General features: G+C 67.1%; 15 protein-coding genes. 10 read left to right on the top strand and 5 right to left on the bottom strand.

What is annotated here, in order from left to right:
• The first annotated feature begins 84 nt into the window (after positions 1-84).
• The gene (locus tag QSJ18_RS00430) at positions 85-2328 is read left to right on the top strand and encodes a bifunctional SulP family inorganic anion transporter/carbonic anhydrase (protein ID WP_286324199.1); all 2244 of its coding nucleotides are present in this window, start codon (positions 85-87) and stop codon (positions 2326-2328) included.
• A gap of 105 nt (positions 2329-2433) precedes the next feature.
• On the opposite strand, the gene QSJ18_RS00425 is transcribed toward QSJ18_RS00430, so the two are convergent.
• The 3 genes from QSJ18_RS00425 to QSJ18_RS00415 form a co-directional block, all read right to left on the bottom strand.
• Positions 2434-3171 (bottom strand): metallophosphoesterase, encoded by a 738-nt coding sequence (locus QSJ18_RS00425; protein WP_286324197.1) that lies wholly within the window; start codon positions 3169-3171, stop codon positions 2434-2436.
• Between the two features lie 93 nt (positions 3172-3264).
• Positions 3265-4029, bottom strand: a complete 765-nt coding sequence (locus QSJ18_RS00420) for a dienelactone hydrolase family protein (protein WP_286324196.1) — start codon at positions 4027-4029, stop codon at positions 3265-3267.
• A gap of 28 nt (positions 4030-4057) precedes the next feature.
• The gene (locus QSJ18_RS00415) at positions 4058-6508 is read right to left on the bottom strand and encodes an ATP-dependent DNA ligase (RefSeq protein WP_286324195.1); all 2451 of its coding nucleotides are present in this window, start codon (positions 6506-6508) and stop codon (positions 4058-4060) included.
• Between the two features lie 70 nt (positions 6509-6578).
• On the opposite strand from QSJ18_RS00415, the gene ku reads away from it, so the two are divergent.
• On the top strand, positions 6579-7595 hold the full coding sequence (ku, locus tag QSJ18_RS00410) for a non-homologous end joining protein Ku (RefSeq protein ID WP_462475950.1): 1017 nt from the start codon (positions 6579-6581) through the stop codon (positions 7593-7595).
• Positions 7596-7701: 106 nt separating this feature from the next.
• Entirely contained in the window at positions 7702-9114 is a 1413-nt protein-coding gene (locus tag QSJ18_RS00405; protein WP_286324192.1) for an MFS transporter, read from the top strand.
• On the opposite strand, the gene QSJ18_RS00400 is transcribed toward QSJ18_RS00405, so the two are convergent.
• On the bottom strand, positions 9052-9960 hold the full coding sequence (locus QSJ18_RS00400; RefSeq protein ID WP_286324191.1) for a LysR family transcriptional regulator ArgP: 909 nt from the start codon (positions 9958-9960) through the stop codon (positions 9052-9054). The two genes, QSJ18_RS00405 and QSJ18_RS00400, sit on opposite strands and share 63 nt — an antisense overlap.
• A gap of 70 nt (positions 9961-10030) precedes the next feature.
• On the opposite strand from QSJ18_RS00400, the gene QSJ18_RS00395 reads away from it, so the two are divergent.
• Positions 10031-10645: a LysE/ArgO family amino acid transporter gene (locus QSJ18_RS00395; protein ID WP_286324190.1), complete on the top strand. Its 615-nt coding sequence runs from the start codon at positions 10031-10033 to the stop codon at positions 10643-10645.
• 42 nt (positions 10646-10687) lie between these two features.
• A complete protein-coding gene (locus QSJ18_RS00390; protein WP_286324189.1) occupies positions 10688-11971 on the top strand; it encodes an alpha-hydroxy-acid oxidizing protein in 1284 nt (427 codons plus the stop codon).
• Positions 11972-11989: 18 nt separating this feature from the next.
• On the opposite strand, the gene QSJ18_RS00385 is transcribed toward QSJ18_RS00390, so the two are convergent.
• Positions 11990-12901, bottom strand: a complete 912-nt coding sequence (locus QSJ18_RS00385) for an oxygenase MpaB family protein (RefSeq protein WP_286324449.1) — start codon at positions 12899-12901, stop codon at positions 11990-11992.
• Positions 12902-13063: 162 nt separating this feature from the next.
• Here QSJ18_RS00385 and QSJ18_RS00380 point away from each other — a divergent pair, with 162 nt between their 5' ends.
• The 5 genes from QSJ18_RS00380 (at position 13064) to QSJ18_RS00360 (ending at position 17681) form a co-directional block, all read left to right on the top strand.
• Complete coding sequence (locus tag QSJ18_RS00380) at positions 13064-13798, top strand: TetR/AcrR family transcriptional regulator (RefSeq protein ID WP_286324188.1); 735 nt, start codon at positions 13064-13066, stop codon at positions 13796-13798.
• Between the two features lie 19 nt (positions 13799-13817).
• Complete coding sequence (locus QSJ18_RS00375) at positions 13818-14510, top strand: TetR/AcrR family transcriptional regulator (protein ID WP_286324187.1); 693 nt, start codon at positions 13818-13820, stop codon at positions 14508-14510.
• A gap of 155 nt (positions 14511-14665) precedes the next feature.
• The gene (locus tag QSJ18_RS00370; protein WP_286324185.1) at positions 14666-15898 is read left to right on the top strand and encodes an acyl-CoA dehydrogenase family protein; all 1233 of its coding nucleotides are present in this window, start codon (positions 14666-14668) and stop codon (positions 15896-15898) included.
• A complete protein-coding gene (locus QSJ18_RS00365) occupies positions 15895-16935 on the top strand; it encodes a phosphotransferase family protein (RefSeq protein ID WP_286324184.1) in 1041 nt (346 codons plus the stop codon). The genes QSJ18_RS00370 and QSJ18_RS00365 overlap by 4 nt, the downstream gene beginning before the upstream one ends.
• 2 nt (positions 16936-16937) lie before the next feature.
• On the top strand, positions 16938-17681 hold the full coding sequence (locus QSJ18_RS00360) for an SDR family NAD(P)-dependent oxidoreductase (protein WP_286324183.1): 744 nt from the start codon (positions 16938-16940) through the stop codon (positions 17679-17681).
• The last annotated feature ends 16 nt before the right edge of the window (positions 17682-17697 follow it).

Below are 17697 nucleotides of genomic sequence, written 5' to 3'. Positions count from 1 at the left end.
CTCGGGGAGGGGTGAAACATATCTCACACCCTGTCCGATTTGTCTGTTCTTCTCGCGTTAACGAAACGCCCGTACGGTTGGGTCATGGAGAAAAGGGGAGTCGGGCCCCTGAACTTCCGCGAGACGCTGCGCTACGATCTGCCGGCTTCACTCGTGGTCTTTCTGGTCGCCCTGCCATTGTCATTGGGTATCGCGATCGCGTCGGGTGCGCCGGTACTGGCCGGCCTCATCGCCGCGGTCGTCGGTGGGATCGTCGCCGGAGCGATGGGCGGCAGTCCGTTGCAGGTATCGGGGCCGGCAGCCGGTCTGACGGTCGTGGTCGCCGAGCTCGTGGCCGAATTCGGTTGGCTGACAACATGTGCGATCACCGTCGGCGCCGGCGTGCTACAGATCGGATTCGGGCTGAGCCGGGTGGCCACCGCAGCGCTCGCGATTGCGCCCGTTGTGGTGCACGCGATGCTGGCCGGGATCGGCATCACCATCGCGCTTCAACAGATTCATGTTCTGCTCGGTGGCGACTCGGCGAGTAGCGCCTGGCAGAACCTGGTCGGTCTACCCAATCAACTCGCCGACATCGGATGGTCCGAAGCTCTCGTCGGGGGACTGGTCGTGGCCGTGATGCTGCTCTGGCCGTCGCTGCCGGCATCGGTACGTAAGGTGCCGGGCCCGCTGGCCGCGATCGTCGCGGCCACCGCGATGACGCTGCTTCTGCGGCTCGACGTCGAGCGGATCACCATCGACGGCAACTTCTTCGAGGCCCTGGCCTTACCGGAACTGCCATCCGGGAATTGGGCCGCCTTCGCAATGGGTGTACTGACCGTCGCCCTGATCGCCAGCGTCGAGTCGCTGCTGTCGGCTGTCGCGGTGGACAAGATGCACACCGGCCCGCGCAGCGACCTGAATCGTGAGCTCATCGGCCAGGGCAGCGCCAATGTCGCGTCCGGGATGCTGGGCGGACTGCCGGTGACCGGCGTCATCGTGCGTAGTTCGACCAATGTGGCGTCCGGGGCGCGTACCCGAGCATCGGCGATTCTGCACGGCGTCTGGGTGCTGTTGTTCGCGGTGGTGCTGACCGGGCTGGTCGAACAGATTCCACGGGCGGCGCTGGCCGGTCTGCTCGTCGTCATCGGGATGCAACTGGTCAAGCTCGCACATATGCGGAGCGCGTTGCGAACCGGTGATGTGTGGGTCTATGCGGTGACCGTCACCGCGGTGGTCTTCCTCAATCTGCTGGAGGGGGTCGCCATCGGGTTGGCTGTCGCGGTGGCGATGGTGGTCGCCCGGGTGGTGCGCGCCGAGATCACGTCGGAACCGTTGGGCACCGAGGGTTCTCGACAATGGCGGGTGACCATCCGCGGATCGTTGAGCTTCCTGTCGCTACCCAAACTGAACAAGGCGTTGGGGCGGGTCCCCGAGGCGGCCCACTTAACCCTCGAACTCGATACCGACTTCCTCGATCACGCATCGTCGGAGATGCTCGAGGACTTCCGGTGGGCACACGAGTCGGGAGGCGGCACGGTGCTGGTCGTCGAGAAGGGAAAGGCGCGATTGGCGGACGCTCCGCGGCGTCCTCCGCGCAGGCACACCACCGGGCTGGTCGGGCTGACGCCGTGGCGTCATTCATCCCGAGCCGAATCCGCCGATGTGCACCGGCATCCGGCGTCGTTGCGCTCGATCATCGGCGGCGTGGACGCCTATCATGCCGAACATGCCGACGCGCTCGCGGCGACGATGGCTGATATCACCGAACGGCAGGATCCGGACTCACTGTTCCTGACCTGCGCAGATTCCCGACTCCTGCCGAATGTGATCACGGCAAGCGGACCGGGTGACCTGTTCACCGTGCGCAACGTCGGGAACCTGGTACCGGCCGTCGAGTCGGGTGAGGAATCCGTAGATGCGGCAATCGAATACGCGCTCACCGAACTCGGCGTCGGTTCGATCGTGATCTGTGGCCACTCGTCCTGCGGGGCGATGAACGCACTGATCGCGAGTGAGGAAGCCGGTCTGCCCGACGGTGCCGTCGGCAACTGGCTGCGCCACGGGGTCGGTTCGCTGGCCGCGTTCAGGCAGGGGCATGCGGCCGGGCGCGCCGCTGCCGCACTGGGTTTCGGTCGGGTAGATCAGCTGGCGGTGGTCAACGTGGCCAAGCAGGTGGAGTATCTCGGCCGCCATCGGCTCGTCGGTCCCGCCGCGGCCGAGGCGCGTGTGCGGATTGTCGGACTGTTCTTCGACATCGTCACCGCCCGCGTATACGAGGTGACGACGACCACGATCCGTCCGGTTGGGCGAGTGGTCGAGCAGCCCACCGAGCCGGTGTCCCGCTGACGTGTGGGGCCGATACGTCCCGTCACCGTGACGGCGCGTGTCGGCCCCCTCGGCACACTGGCGCGCCATTGGGCCGAAGGGTGCGGCTTCTCTTGGAGCACAGCGCTATTGGGGTACCGATCGGAAGTGGGTGACCAGCTTGCCCTGGTCGAGAATGTGGAAGGCGATGCCCGGTGGCTGACCGGTGTTGACGACGTCGGTCCCCTCGAACGGGAGATTCAGCGTCGACGAGACCCCGGGGGCGATACACAGCGGACGGCCGGCGAAGGTGGTCACGGCGGGCGTGTGAGCGTGGCCGCAGAGGAAACCGACGATATTCGGATGTTTGTCCACCAGTGCGGCCAGCCGGTCTTCGCCGGTCTGGCGGATCGAATCCATGAACGGCATGTGCAGCACCACCGGTGGGTGGTGGAAGGACACCAGGACGTCGGTGTCTGCCGGGTGTGCGGCGATCTCCGCGGACATCCACGCGAGCGTGTCGTCGGTGAGGAAGCCGTCGTTGCGGCCGGGCACCGATGAGTCGACTACCAGGAACAGCACGTCGGCGATCATCCGTGACTGGTTGATCGGTTCGGAGGTCTCGGCACCGAGCAGGGTTGCGCTCAGCGGCTCGCGCACGTCGTGATTGCCTGCGGTCAGCAGGATCGGCAGCGGACTGTGCAGGACGCGTGCGGCCTCGACATACTCACTGGGACGACCCTCGTCGGTGATGTCGCCGGTGATCAGCAGGGCGTCGATGCCGTCGGCGCAGGAGTTGACGTAGTCCAGCGTCGACTCGATCCGGCTGCGGTTGAACCGCGTGCCGTTGAAATGCAGGTCGCTGATGTGGGCGACTACGAACACGGAGACTCCTGAACGATCACGGACACACCCGAGGTTAGTCTCGGCTGGCCTCGCCGGTCAGGTGAGGGGGTTCCCGGCGTGTTCTGCGGCACCTCAATGGTGCCGCAGTGTGCGATCGAACAGAGCGTCCAGCTCGGCGAAATGATGTTCGGACGCCTCGTAGTGAAAGGACGCGGTGTCGGCCATGGTGTACCCATGCGCGGCGCCTGGATACACAGTCGCGTGATGGGTCACCCCGCTTGTCGTCAGTGCGTGCTCGAAACGTGCGACCGCGACCGCAGGTAGTGATGCGTCCTGGTCGGCGTGGATGGCCAGGACGAAGGCGGTGATCGGGGACAGATGCAGATGCGGGCTACCCGGATCGTCGGTGACCAGTCCGCCCGCATGAAAGACACCGACCGCCGCGACCGCATCCGGGCGGGTACGCGCCGCCAGCAGCGCGAGCCGGCCACCCATGCAGTAGCCGGTTATCCCGACCGGCCCGGCGTCGACGCCCGGCAACGTGTGCAGCGCATCGAGGTAGCACTCCAGGTCGACGGCACCGCGGTCGTCGGCCAGGGCGCGCATGCGTGGTTTGGCGGCGGCGAAAAAGGCCGATCGGTCCTCCGGCAGGAGCAGGTCATGTGCCGGGGCCACCTCGGCGGCGGAGCCGTGCCGGTAGAAGAGATTCGGCACCAGCACCACATATCCCCAGCCGGCGATCCGGTCGGCCATCGCGCGGGTCTGGGGGCGCAGGCCGATCGCGTCGGTGAGGAACAGGACGCCGGGGAGATCGGCGCTGTCGGGTGAGTCCGGCCGGGCCACATAGGCTTCGGCCCGCCCGTCGGGGGTCTCGACGACGATGGTGTCAGCGGTCATGGTCATACTCCCGGTCGGTCGGTGTCGGCTACAGGTCGCCGGGCAGTTTGTCGCGCCGGATCCCGCGCCAGGTCGGGTGACGCAGGTGGCCGTTGCTGGTCCAGTCCATGAAACGCACCTCGCCGACGATCTTGGGCAGCACCCAGAACGCGGTTGAGGCGACGGGCCGGTCGATGACGTCGAGGAAGGGGGACCGCGAGATCTGCAACGGTTTCAGCTCGTCGGCGAGAGTGGCCAATGCGGCGTCGGTGAAACCGGTGCCGACGCGGCCGACGTAGCGCAGACCGGTCTCCTCGGGCAGCCCGACCAGCAGCGAGCCGATCGTGTTCGCGCGGTTGCCCCGCCCCGGTCGCCAACCGCCGATCACGACCTCGATGTCGCTCCAGTTCTTCTGTTTCAGCCAGGACGACGACCGATGACCCTGCCGGTACACCGACGAGCGTCGCTTCGCGACGACGCCCTCCATATTGTGTTCGAGGCTGTGGGCGACGGCCGCCGCACCCGGCCCGGGTAGCAGTGGCGGCACCTCGACATAGGGCGACTGTCGGAAGGCCGGAGCCAGTTCCTCCAGCAGCGTCCGTCGCTGCGACCACGGCTTGTTCAGCAGCGGTGACCCGTTCAGATAGAGGATGTCGAACAGATACAGCTTGAGCGCGTACGTCTCGTGGGTGTTGTTGCGCGAGGCCAACAACGTGAAATTGGTGCGCCCCGACGAATCCACCGCGACCACCTCGCCGTCGAGGATGACGTCGAGGAGCCCGAGATTCTCGGTGACCGACTGCAATTCCGGGAAGTCGGCGGTCATGTCGATCCCGCTGCGTGAGGTGAGGGTGAGCGTCCCGCCGATGTGGCGCAACAGTATTCGGTACCCATCCCACTTTCCTTCGAAGGCCCAGTCGCGGTCGCCGAGTTTGTCGATCGGATCATCGGTGGCCAGCATCGGACGCGGTCGGGTGAGGCTGTCCGGCAGGATCGGTCGCACCTCGTCGGACATCAGGTGGGCGAGCCAGTTCTGCTCGCCGGTCCGGATCAGCGCATACCGGCCCTGGATGCGCCCGCCGGAGAGTCGGACGATGATCTCCTTGTCGCGCCACTTCTCGACGGTGAAGGTGCCGCGATCCCAGATCCGCACCTGACCGCCGCCGTATTCGCCTGCCGGGATCTCACCTTCGAAGTCGGCGTAATCCATCGGGTGGTCTTCGGTCTGCACCGCCAGCCGATTCTGGTCGGGGTCGGTGGGCAGGTTCTTGGGGATCGCCCACGAGACCAGTACACCGTCGTGTTCGAGTCGGAAGTCGTAGTGCAGCCGCCGGGCCCGGTGTTCCTGGATGACGAAGATCGGATCGGCGCGAGTGTCTGGGTCTGGGCTGTCTGGGTCTGGGCTGTCTGGGGCTTCTGACCGGGGGTCGTCGGGGTCGGACATCTGCATCTCGGCGAGCCGGCGACGATGATTCTCGTCACCGAAGGGCTCGGGCGTCCGGTTGGCGTTGCGCTTGCGCCGGTAGGCGCGCAGGTTGACGACCTGTCCGGAGGCCTCGCCGCCGGGTATGTCCGCGCCGGGTAGTCCACCGCCGGTCGTCTCGACGCCGGGGACGTCGTCATCGAGGCCGGCGAGGAGGTCGCCGTCGGTGGCAACGCGTTCGAGGACGTCGGTGTAGAGCAGCTGCGCGAGGTCGGCGTCGGACAGTTCGTCCCAGGTGCGCGGTGCGGCCACCCACGGCTGTTCGCGCCCGCGTAGCGAGTACGGAGCGAGTGTGGTCTTGGACGCGCTGTTCTGACTCCAATCGATGAACACCCGCTGCTCGCGGACGGTTTTGGCCATCACGGCGGTGATCGTGTCGGGATGTTCGTCGGCCAGCCGGTTGGCGATCTCGCGGGCGAGGGTGCGCGCGGAATCGGGTGCGACCGGTCGGGGCAGACGTGCGTAGACGTGGATGCCCTTGCCGCCGCTGGTCACCGGATAGGCGTCGAGGCCGGTGGCGGCGAGCAGATCGCGGATCAGGAAGGCGACCTGTGCGCATTCGGTGAGCGGGACGCCGGGGCCCGGGTCCAGGTCGAGGACGAGCCGGTTGGCCTGCGGACCCTGCGGACCGATCGGCAACCGCCACTGCGGGGTGTGCAGTTCGAGAGCGGCCATCTGCGCGAGCCAGATCAGCGTCGCCCGGGAATCGGCGACGGCGTAGGTGATGACCCGCTCGGCGTGCTCGATTCCGTGCCGGGCGACCCAGTCCGGTGTGCCTGCCGGGAGGTCCTTCTCGAAGAACGGCGTCGACGTCACGCCGTTGGGCCAGCGTTTGCGCGTGATCAGGCGACCGCGCAGGTGTGGCAGCGCGACGTCGGCGATCCGCGTGTAGTAGTCGATGACCTCGAACTTCCGCGTGCCGGTCGCGGGATAGAGCACCTTGGCGAGGTTCGTGACGGCCACACGGTGACCGTCGACGTCGAGATGATTTCCGCCGGATGGGTCGCCGGGTGCCATGACACCCATTGTCCACAGTTACTTGCGTTGCGGCCGACGAGTGACACCAGCGGATGGCACAATGGTGCGCATGCGCTCGATCTGGAAGGGCGATCTCAGCTTTGGCCTGGTGAATGTGCCCGTCAAGGTGTATTCCGCGACGGAGAGTCACGACCGCAAGTCGTTCCAGGTCGATTCTGCCGACGGAACCCGGATCCGCTATCGGCGCGTTCGCGAGGGCACCGACACCGAGGTCGAGTTCGCCGACATCGCCAATGCCTACGAGACCGAATCCGGCGACACGGTGATCCTCACCAAGGACGATCTGTCCTCGCTGCCCGTGCAGAAGAGTCCGGAGATCTCGATCCTGGAGTTCGTGCCGTCCGACCAGGTCGACCCGATCTATTTCGACAAGCCCTACTACCTCGAACCGGCGTCGAAGTCGCCGAAGGCGTATGTGCTGCTCGCGAAGGCACTCGAGGAGACCGATCGGCTGGCGATCGCGTCGTTCACCCTGCGAAACCGCACCCGGATGACGGCGCTGCGTGTCGTGGACGGGGTGATGACCCTGCAGACACTGTTGTGGCCGGACGAGGTTCGTAAACCCGACTTCGGGTTCCTCGATGAGGAGGTCACCATCCGTGACCAGGAGTTGCAGATGGCTGCGTCGTTGATCGAGACGATGGCCGCCGACTACGACCCGACCGAGTTCTCCGACACCTACCAAGAGGAACTGGCCAAGCTGATCGAGGCCAAATCCGACGGGTCGCAGGCATTCCCGGATGTCGATGAAGAGGAGAGCGTCGACGAGGACTCGGAGGTAGCCGACCTGCTCGCCGCGCTCCGTGCTTCGGTCAAGGACCGTGGCGGCGATGCGTCGACCGAGGATTCGGGTTCGGCCCCAACGTCGCCGGCCAAGAAGGCCTCGGCGAAGAAAGCCCCGGCGACAAAAACTGCGGCGACAAAAACTGCGGCGACAAAAACTACGGCGAAGAAGGCTCCCGCGAAAAAGGCGGTCGCGAAGAAGTCCCCGGCCAAGAAGACTGCGGGTTCTACCGATACGCCGAAGAAGGCCCCGGCCAAGAAGGCGACGCGCAAGGCCAGCTGAGCCACCCGGTCGCGGGTCGGCCGAGCCCGTCACGCTGCGGTCGACATCGCCCGCCGTGTGCGAAATTCGCTGGCTCCGGACCCGCTCGTGAGCGCAAGCTGGACCGATGAGCTTTTCCGAGGACCGATCTGTGCGCCGTGGCCTGCCGCGCGCGCTGATGCCGTTCGTGCATCGCCAGTATCGGCTGCTGCTCGGTGGACTCATCGCCGCGATGTTCGCCGACGGCGTCTGGGCGATCGCGCTGATCTGGCAGATCATCGACCTCGGCGGCGGTCCGTCGCAGGTGTCGTTCGCGACGATCGCCGCAGCCGTCGGCATGCTGGTGTCGACGCTGGCCGGTGGCGTCCTCGCCGACCGGGTCTCGCAGCGCAAGATCATGATCGCGCTGGAGATCACCAAGATGGCGGTCTTCGCGGCGGTGGGTGTCGCCGCGATCGCCGGGATACTCCAGTTGTGGCATGTCGTGGTGGCCTCCCTGCTCGGCGGGGTCACCGTCGGCATGTACTACCCGGCCTATTCCGCGCTGCTGCCCAAGCTGGTCGCGCCGTCGGAGCTCCAGGCGGCCAACGGAGTCGAGGGCATCCTGCGGCCGGTCATCTTGCAGGCACTCGGTCCGATGATCGCGGGTGCCCTGATCGCCGCCGTCGATCCGGGGGCGGCCGTGTTGCTGGCCGCGGTGGCCTCGGTGATCTCGGGACTGTGCTACCTGTCGATGGCTCCGAGTGACCCGCGGATTGCCGATATCGGCATGCGTGACAGCCCGATTCGTGGTGCCATCACCGACATCGCGGAGGGGTTCGGCTACTTGTGGCGCACCCCGTGGCTGTGGTCCACCTTGGGTTTCGCCTGCGTGCTGGTCCTCGCGGTCATGGGGCCGACCGAGGTGCTGGTGCCCTTCGCGCTCCGTGAACGAGCCGGGGCGGGCGCCTCGCAGCATTCGCTGGTGTTGGCGGGATTCGGTGTCGGAGCGGCGCTCTCGTCGCTGGTCTTCGCATCGCTGCCGATGCCACGTCGCTATCTGACGGTCATGTTCGCGCTGTTCGGTGCGTCGAGCCTACCGTTGATCATCATGGGTTTCGCCGAGTCGACCTGGGTGTTTGTGGTCGCCGGTTTTACCTGCGGCGTGTTGTTCGACGGGCCGATGGTGTTGTGGGGCACGCTACTTCAACGTCGGGTGCCGCCTGCGATGCTCGGTCGGATGGCGAGCCTTGACTTCTTCGTCTCGGTTGCGCTGATGCCGGTTTCGATGGCGATCGTGGCCCCGGTTTCGGAGGTGATCGGGCTGACGGCGACGTTCGTCATCGCGGGCTTGTTCCCGGTGCCGGTCGCGGTCGTCTGCTACCTGGCGGCCCGGTTGTGGCAGGACGAGATCGAACATCCGCTGCGTGATGCCGGCGAGATCATCGATCTCGATGTCGCACGGGCGCGCCGCGCGCACGGAACCGAGCCGGACCCCTCAGACGAGATGTCCGCGGGCCGCGTCGACGATGAGTTCGGTGAGTCGTTGCAGGAGAGGTGAACTCAGTCGCCAGTACTGCCAGTAGAGCGGGACGTCGTGGTGAGTGTCGCTGATCCGGTGGACGCGGCCCGCGGCCAGCGCGTCGCGGATCTGACTCTCCGGCACCGCACCCCAGCCGACCCCGAGTTCGATCGCTCGGTGGTATTCGGCCGATGCCGGTACGTAGGTGGTCGGCGGGTTCAACGGTGCACCCGCGATGGTGGCGGCGACCTGGTGCTGGAGGTGGTCGTTGCGATCGAACATGACCATCGGCGCCCGGGCGAGCGAGGAGGTCTGGGGGCCATCGGGTAGCCACGTGTCGATGAACTCGGGGGTCGCCACCGGCAGATAGCGCATCGCACCGAGGGGTCGCAGTTCACAACCCCGGATGCCGGCCGGCTCGGAGGTGACCGCGCCGAGGACATCACCCGACCGGAGCAACGTCGCGCTGCGGGTCTCGTCATCGCGCAGGACCTCCACGGTGACCGGGTGATCGCGATGCAGTTGGGCGATCACCGGGAGCAGCCAGGTGGCCAGCGAATCGGCGTTGGACGCGATCGGTAGGTGAATGCGGGGACGGTCGAGGCGATCGACGCCGCCGGGGCCCGGATCGCCGACCAGTTCGGCCCGGGCCTCGGCGGCGAGCAGTTCCCACTGCTCGGCGAGTCGGATGAGGACTTCGCCGTCGGCGGTCGCCGTCGCCGGTTTGGTTCGGCGCAGCAGGACACGACCCACCTGGAGCTCCAGCGCCTTGATGCGCTGGCTGACCGCCGACGGGGTGATGTGCAGCGAGGCCGCGGCCGCATCGAATGTCCCCTCCCGGAGAACTGCGGTGAGGGTGCGCAGGCCGTCCAGTCCGATCTCCACCTAAGACAGTCTAATGATTGGTAAGAAACATTCGCTGTACTGATGAATGCGCTGTTCCTACGGTGAGTTCATGACTACATTCCTGGGTGCCGCGGCCGCCGGACTCGGTACCGGCGCCGGACTGATCGTGGCGATCGGGCCGCAGAACGTCTACGTCCTGCAGCAGGGGGTGCGGCGCACACATACCGCCGCGATCGTCGCGGTCTGCGCGATCAGCGATCTCGCGCTCATCATCGCCGGTGTCGCGGGGCTGGGTGCCCTGGTCGCCGCACATCCCGATCTGGTCACCGCCGCGAAGCTGCTCGGCGGCGCGTATGTCATCGTCCTCGGTGTACTCGCGGCGCGGCGGTCGTCGCGTGGAGCGGCGGCGATCGAGGCGGCGGCCGCCCAACCGATGAGCCGGTGGACGGCGATCGGCACCGCGCTGGTGCTGACCTGGCTCAACCCGCATGTCTACCTCGACACCGTGCTCACCCTCGGTGCGATCGCGAGCGGTCATGGGGACGGCCGGTGGGCCTTCGCGGCGGGGGCGGGCCTGGCGAGTGTGCTGTGGTTCGCCGCGCTCGGGCACGGCGCAGGCCGACTGTCGGGGTTCTTCTCCAGCCCGCGGGCCTGGCGGGCGCTGGACGCCGTCGTCGCGGTGATCATGATCGCGCTCGGGGCCGCCCTGATCCTCAGCATCTGAGGTCTGGACCCATCCGGTGACAACCGTGTCAGAATCCCGGGTATGACGCAGGGTTACGGACGGGCACGCCAGAACGAGATCTACTCCGCGGGCATCCATCGCCGCACACCACGCGTACCGACCGACTTCGCCGAACTCGAGCGCCACGCCCGGGCGACGATGTCGCGGCGCGCCTGGGCCTACATCGGTGGCGGGGCCGGGGAGGGCCGCACGATGGCGGCGAACCGTCAGAGCTTGGATCGGTGGGCGATCGTGCCCCGGGTGCTCCGGGACGTATCCCGGCGCGAGCTGGGTATCGAACTGTTCGGCCACCGGCTGCCGGCGCCGGTGCTGTTCGCCCCCGTCGGCGCGGGGGCGCTGGCCGCTCCCGATGCCGACCGGCACATCGGACATGCGGCGGCCGAACTCGGGGTGCCCTACATCTTCTCCAACCAGGGCAGCGTGCCGATGGAAGATGTTGCCGCCGAGATGGATCGGGTGCGATCCGGGGCGCCGCGGTGGTTTCAGCTGTACTGGTCGGTCGACGAGGAACTGGTCGACAGTCTGATCGGTCGTGCCGAGCAGATGGGTGCGGGGGCGATCGTGGTCACCCTCGACACCACGATGCTCGGCTGGCGGCCACAGGATCTCAACCTCGGGTCGCTGCCCTTCGCGCGCGGCGAGGGAATCGCGCAGTACACCTCGGATCGCCGGTTCACCGAGATGGTCGCGAACCGGATCGCGACGGCGGTCGGGGAGCGGCCGGAGATCTCCGTCGGGGCTATCGCCACCCTGTTCTCGATCGCCCGCAACACTCCGGGGGCATTGCTGCGCAACCTCGTCGACGAGCGGCCGCGGGCGGGCGTGCAGACCTTCCTGGACACCTACTCGCGGCCGTCGCTGAACTGGTCGGATATCGAATCCCTGCGCGGGCGAACGTCTTTGCCGATCGTCCTCAAAGGGATCCTGCACCCCGACGACGCGCGGCGTGCGGTCGACGCCGGGGTGGACGGCATCATCGTCTCCAACCATGGTGGCAGGCAGGTCGACGGTGCGATCTCCTCGATCGACGCACTCGATGCCATCGCGCCGGTCGTCGAGGGCCGCATAAAGGTGCTCATCGACTCCGGAATCTATACTGGCGCAGATGTTTTCAAGGCGATCGCGCTCGGCGCCGACGCGGCGTGCATCGGTCGCCCGCATATGTACGGGCTGGCGCTGGCGGGCGCCGACGGTGCGCGCGACGCGGTGGCGAACATCATCGCCGAATTCGATCTGACCCTCGGGCTATCCGGCCACACCGACGTCGCCGACCTCGACCGCGAGGCACTACGCCGACTGTCGTAGCGCTGTGGTCCGAGAATCTCAGACCAGCGGTCGGCCGGTGCGGATGCGCCACCGGACGTCGGCGAGCAGCAGGTTGTACGGGAACGTGCGCAGCGGACCGGGCAGGCGCTTGATGATGGCCCGCAACACCGCGTTGCTGCCGTCGAAGATGCGCTGTTGGCGACGCGAGAAGGGCGCGTTCATCTTGGCGCGGAACTCCGGTGGCAAGAATCCGAGCGCGAAGATCTCGAACCACCAGCCGAGCAGCTTCGAGACGATCGGACCGGCGAACTCCACCCGCGCGATCGACATCAGGTGATCCCGGATGACCGGGTCGATCTCCAAGCCTGCGACGGTGTCGTGCCAATAGTCCTCGAAGTCGGCGCGGGTGGCCGGCCACATCTCACGCGGCATCTGCAGGGTGGTGCCCAAGACGGCACCCGACTGGTAGAGGTCCTCGGTGATGAGGTGCTCGCTGCCGTAGGTCCGCAGGACGTCCTCGGTTCCCTTGTAGAGGCAGGCCGCGACCCACAGCTGCAGTTTGGGGTCGAAGGCGTTGTACTCGACCGGACTGTTGGAATCGGAGCGGACCTTCGCGTGGGCCTTGCCGACTGCCTTGCGGTAGGCCTTGCGGTCCTTGGGGCTGCCCAGAGCGGCGACGGCCAGGTAGCTCAGCGTGGTGCGGGTGCGTTTGATCGGGTGTTTGAACAGGTTGCCGCTGTCGACCTTCGACTCGTAGACGCCGTAGCCGACGGCCGGGACGGCGAGCTGCATGATGACGTTCGCGGCGCCGGCCAGGACCCCGACACCGATCATCTCGGTGTACTGCGGCAGGGCGTCGAGGTCGGCCCGGCTCATCCGGGCGGCCGGCGGAAGATATTCGGTATCGGGACGCTCGGCGGCGAAGGCGGCGGGAACGGCGTCGGTACCGATCGGGGAGACCGGCCGCATGGCCCCGTTGGTGGGGGCCGCGGTGTCGTCGATCGCCACGCTGGCAGTGTCGTCGCTGGTGAGGGCCTGATCAGTCACCGAGTACTCCTGAGACAAAATTGTGAGAACGTCCGTTTCCTGTTTCATACAACGTGCTGAGCAGCAGAGTGTCAAGATAGGGGTATGGGAAGCGACACCCCGACGACCACGAATGACACGTCCCCATCGGCCGAGACGAGCGCCCAGTTGCGTGCCTACGGTGGTGAGGGCGGCGACGCCCGCATCGCCCGGCGCCGGGCCGCACTGATCGATGCCGGACTCGATCTGCTCGGCGCTGCCGACCCGACGCCGGTCACCGTCCGCGGTGTGTGTCGCCGCGCGGAGCTGACGGCCAGATACTTCTACGAGAGTTTCGAATCGGTCGACGATCTGGTCGCGGTCGTCTACGACGAGGTGATCAACGAGATCGCCGAGGCGGCGCTCGATGGTTTCGACCGTGGCGAGGACGTGACGGACAAGGTCAAGGGTGCGGTCGCGGCCATGGTCGACATCATCGACGGGGACCGTCGTAAGGGGCGGCTGCTGTTCTCGGAATTCTTGCTGAGCCCGGTGATCGCCACCAAGCGTGCCGAATCGTCGACGTTGTTCGCCGGTCTGACGCTGCAGAGTGCGTCGGGGGTGATCGAACTCGACGGCGAGCTGGGAGCGGGGGCCGCTATCGCCGTCGCGCACTATCAGGTCGGCGGGCTGACCCGTCTGTTCGCGGCGTGGGTGGAGGGCTCGGTGGCGATGTCGCGCGACGAGATCGTCGAGCTCAGTGTTCGGCTGCTGCTCGCCCCGGCCGACATCTTCGGGGCGGGTGAGCTGATCACCGGTGGCCCCTCGGCGAGTGGCGGTCGCACCGGCGTCGAGGGTTGACGCTATGTTGGAGGCAGCTATGTCGGATTCTCCGACTGGTCAGGCTGAGGAGGTGGATGCGGGCGTGTCGGCACCGGAATCGTCGGTTGCGGGAGCCGTGGGCGACAAACCCCGTGGCCACTGGCGCGACTACGGGGCGCCTGAACTGCCCGTCCCGCTCGCTGCGGCACTCGCGGCATTCGCCGAACACGGCTATCACGGCACCTCGGTTCGCGAGATCGCCGCGCGCGCCAATCTGTCCGTGCCCGGGCTCTACCACCACTACCCGTCCAAGCAGTCGTTGCTGCAAGGGCTGCTCGAACGCACGATGACCGATCTGCTGGCCCGTTCGGAGGCGGCGATCGCCGAAGCCGGGCCGGATCCGCTGGCCCAGTTCGACGCGGTGGTCGAATCCCTGTTGCGGTTCCACATGTATCGGCGCGAGCAGGCCTTCGTCGGGTCGACCGAGATCCGCAGTCTCGACGACAGTTATCGCGACCACTACATCGGGCATCGTGACCGGCAACAACGGATGGTCGACGAGATCGTCTTCGCCGGTGTCGCCGCGGGTGAGTTCACCACCGAATACCCGAAGGATGCCAGCCGGGCAGTCGCCACCATGTGCGTCGGTGTCTCGACCTGGTTCAAACTCGACGGCATTCTCGGCCCCGACGAGCTGATCGCCCGCAATCTGCAGCTGGCCCGGGCCCTCGTCGGGCATGTGGCGCGGTAGCGGCATCGGACGCGCCTGCTCACGATTACTTGACCAGCGTCACTTCTGCTGGCATCGTATGGCCTGCCGAACGATCGCTCGGTCGGCGACTTCCTGATCTACGTCTCGCGGTGTCGCCGCGTACGGATCGGCCAGCACCGTGAGGAGAATCAGCGATGCCCATTGACCTGCGCCACGATCCCGAGGTCGTCGACCTCGTCGACAAGACCACCACATTCGTTCGCGACTACGTCCTGCCCCTCGAAGACGCCAACCGAGGTGACATCACCGCGGCCGGTGGCGATGATCTGCGTCGGGAGATGAACGCCAAGGCCAAGGAAGCCGGTGTCTTCGCCCCGCATGCGCCGGTCGAATTCGGCGGGCAGGGTCTGAACATGTGCGATCGCGCGCCGGTCTTCGAGGCGGCGGGCTACTCGACCTTCGGGCCTGTCGCACTGCACATCGGCGCTCCCGACGAGGGCAATGTGCACATGCTCGAACGCATCGCGAGCGAGGAGCAACGCCATAAGTACCTGGCACCACTGGCCACCGGTGAGGTGCGGTCGGCCTTCGCGATGACTGAACCGTCGCCGGGGGCCGGTGCCGACCCGGATGCGTTGCGCACCATGGCCACCAAGGTCGACGGCGGCTGGAAGATCAACGGCGAGAAGCGATTCATCACCGGAGCCGAGGGGGCCGGGTTCTATATCGTCATGGCCCGGACCACCGGACAGCCGGGCGATCGCGGCGGTGCGACGATGTTCCTGGCACCCGCCGATACGCCCGGTATCACGGTGCGCAGGCATATCGACACCATCGACAAGGCCATGATCGGCGGCCACTGCGAGGTCGACTTCGTCGACGTCTTCGTCCCCGACGCCGATGTGCTCGGTGGCGTGGACGAGGGCTACCGCTACGCCCAGGTCCGTCTCGGCCCGGCCCGGATGACACACGTCATGCGCTGGCTCGGCGCTGCCACCCGCTGTCATGACGTCGCCGTCGACTACGTGGCCCGGCGTGCGGGATTCGGTGGCCGACTCGGCGATCTCGGGATGATCCAGCAGATGGTCGCCGACAATGAGATCGACCTGGCCGCCGCGCGTGCCCTACTGCTGAAGGCATGCCATGAGCTCGACCTCGGCGGGCATGCCTCCAATGAGACATCGATCGCCAAAACCTTTGCTGCCGAGGCGTACTCGCGTGTCGCCGATCGTAGTATCCAGATGTGCGGCGGGCTGGGTGTGTCGGCAGACCTGCCGATCGCCCGACTTTCGCAGGAACTACGGCCATTCCGCATCTACGACGGGCCCTCCGAGGTTCACCGCTGGGCGATCGCCCGGCGGGTGGTGGGTCGCGCCCGTAAGGCACAGGCCGCCCTCGAAGCGGCGACCGCCGGCGGTGCCCGATGAGCGATCTGACATCGGCCCTCGACGCGAACGTCCTGCGCGGCTTCCTCACCGACAACGGTGTCGCGGTGGCCGGTGACCTCAGCGTCGACCTCATCAGTGGCGGGAAGTCGAATCTCACCTTCGCGGTGACCGACGGCATCACCCGCTGGGTGGTGCGCCGGCCGCCGACCAGCGGGCTGACCCCGTCGGCCCACGATATGGGCCGCGAGTGGGCGGTCACCAGTGCATTGCAGGACACCACCGTCCCGGTGGCCACCACGGTCGCCTTCGACGAGGACGGTTCGACGATCGGCGCACCCTGCACCGTCGTCGAATTCGTCGACGGAACCGTCATCCGCACCGCCGACGACCTGGCCGCGCTGTCGGACGACGGGGTCGAACGCAATGTCGACGCACTGGTGCGCACGCTCGCCGACCTGCATGCCGTCGACTTCCGCGCGGTCGGGCTCGGCGAGTTCGGACGCCCCGCGGGATTCGCCGCCCGCCAGGTCAAGCTGTGGGCCCGGCAGTGGGGCCACGTGAAGACCCGCGAATTACCCGACGTCGACAAACTGGTCAGCGAGCTATCCGAACGGGTGCCTGCCGAATCGCGAGAATCGGTGGTACACGGCGACTATCGCGTCGACAACACGATCATCGCCGCCGACGATCCGGGCCGGATCACCGCCGTCGTCGACTGGGAGATGTCCACGCTGGGCGATCCGCTGACCGATGTCGCCCTCATGTGCGTCTACCGCGCGCCGGTGTTCGACACGGTGCTCGGCTTCTCCGCCGCGTGGACCAGCGATCGCTACCCGAACGCCGACGACCTGGCCCAGCGCTATGCGACGGCGACCGGATCGGACCTGGGGGACTGGGACTTCTACCTCGGACTAGCAAACCTCAAACTCGGCGTCATCGCCGAGGGGATCACACACCGCGCCCTGGCAGGCGCATCGTCGGGGGACGGTGCGGAGAACGCCGCGCAGGCCACCGGCGAATTCATCGCGGCCGGTCTGCGTCAGCTGAGCCGCTCGACAACCAAGGGGGACAAGTAGTCATGAGTGCAACGCAACCTCGGGTCGCGCTGGTCACCGGTGCCTCGCGCGGCATCGGCGCGGCCATCGCGGCGCGGTACGCCGCCGACGGCTGGGACCTGAGTATCAGCTCCCGTGGCCGCGACGCACTGGAGGCTCGCGCCGAGGAACTCCGCGCGCGCGGTGCCGGCCGGGTCGAGGTCATCCCGGCGGATATGACCGACGAGGAGGCTGTCACGGGTCTGGCCGCCGCGCACGCCGAGGCGTTCGGGCGGTGCGACGCGCTGGTCATCAACGCGGGGATGGGCCAGAAGGGGGCGGTCGCCGATCTTCCGGTACGCCGCTTCGACCGGCTCTACTCGGTCAACGTGCGCGCCCCGTACATCCTGCTGCAGTCGCTGCTGCCGACCCTGCGGTCTACCGCGGGCGAGCGGGACACCGCGAAAGTGATTGCGGTGGCATCGATCACCGGTGTCTACCCCGAGCCGCTGCTGTCCGCCTATGGCGCCACCAAGGCGGCACTCATCTCCCTGTGCGAGACCTTCAACCTCGAAGAGTCCGAGAACGGGGTGAGCGCGACGACGATCGCACCCGGCTACGTCGACACCGACATGTCGGACTGGCTCAAGGACACCATTCCCGGCGACGAGATGATCACCGTCGACGACGTGGCGACCATCGCGTATTCGGTGAGCCAACTGTCGCGGTTCGCGGTCCTGCCGAATGTCGTGCTCACCCGACCGGGGAGCAATCTGCACCGCGCTTGATCGACGTTCACCGACA

The organism is Gordonia heveisoli, assembly GCF_030315745.1.
In the GTDB taxonomy this organism is placed as follows: Bacteria; Actinomycetota; Actinomycetes; order Mycobacteriales; family Mycobacteriaceae; genus Gordonia.
Note: the sequence above shows the minus strand (reverse complement) of the source record. Positions and strands in the feature narration are given on the sequence as shown.

Coding starts and splice junctions, on each gene's coding strand:
- QSJ18_RS00395 (WP_286324190.1), top strand. CDS start 10,031: ATGACTACATTCCTGGGTGCCGCGGCCGCCGGACTCGGTACCGGCGCC.
- ku (WP_462475950.1), top strand. CDS start 6,579: ATGCGCTCGATCTGGAAGGGCGATCTCAGCTTTGGCCTGGTGAATGTG.
- QSJ18_RS00420 (WP_286324196.1), bottom strand. CDS start 4,029: ATGACCGCTGACACCATCGTCGTCGAGACCCCCGACGGGCGGGCCGAA.
- QSJ18_RS00390 (WP_286324189.1), top strand. CDS start 10,688: ATGACGCAGGGTTACGGACGGGCACGCCAGAACGAGATCTACTCCGCG.
- QSJ18_RS00375 (WP_286324187.1), top strand. CDS start 13,818: ATGTCGGATTCTCCGACTGGTCAGGCTGAGGAGGTGGATGCGGGCGTG.
- QSJ18_RS00405 (WP_286324192.1), top strand. CDS start 7,702: ATGAGCTTTTCCGAGGACCGATCTGTGCGCCGTGGCCTGCCGCGCGCG.
- QSJ18_RS00385 (WP_286324449.1), bottom strand. CDS start 12,901: ATGCGGCCGGTCTCCCCGATCGGTACCGACGCCGTTCCCGCCGCCTTC.
- QSJ18_RS00430 (WP_286324199.1), top strand. CDS start 85: ATGGAGAAAAGGGGAGTCGGGCCCCTGAACTTCCGCGAGACGCTGCGC.
- QSJ18_RS00360 (WP_286324183.1), top strand. CDS start 16,938: ATGAGTGCAACGCAACCTCGGGTCGCGCTGGTCACCGGTGCCTCGCGC.
- QSJ18_RS00370 (WP_286324185.1), top strand. CDS start 14,666: ATGCCCATTGACCTGCGCCACGATCCCGAGGTCGTCGACCTCGTCGAC.
- QSJ18_RS00365 (WP_286324184.1), top strand. CDS start 15,895: ATGAGCGATCTGACATCGGCCCTCGACGCGAACGTCCTGCGCGGCTTC.
- QSJ18_RS00415 (WP_286324195.1), bottom strand. CDS start 6,508: ATGGCACCCGGCGACCCATCCGGCGGAAATCATCTCGACGTCGACGGT.
- QSJ18_RS00380 (WP_286324188.1), top strand. CDS start 13,064: ATGGGAAGCGACACCCCGACGACCACGAATGACACGTCCCCATCGGCC.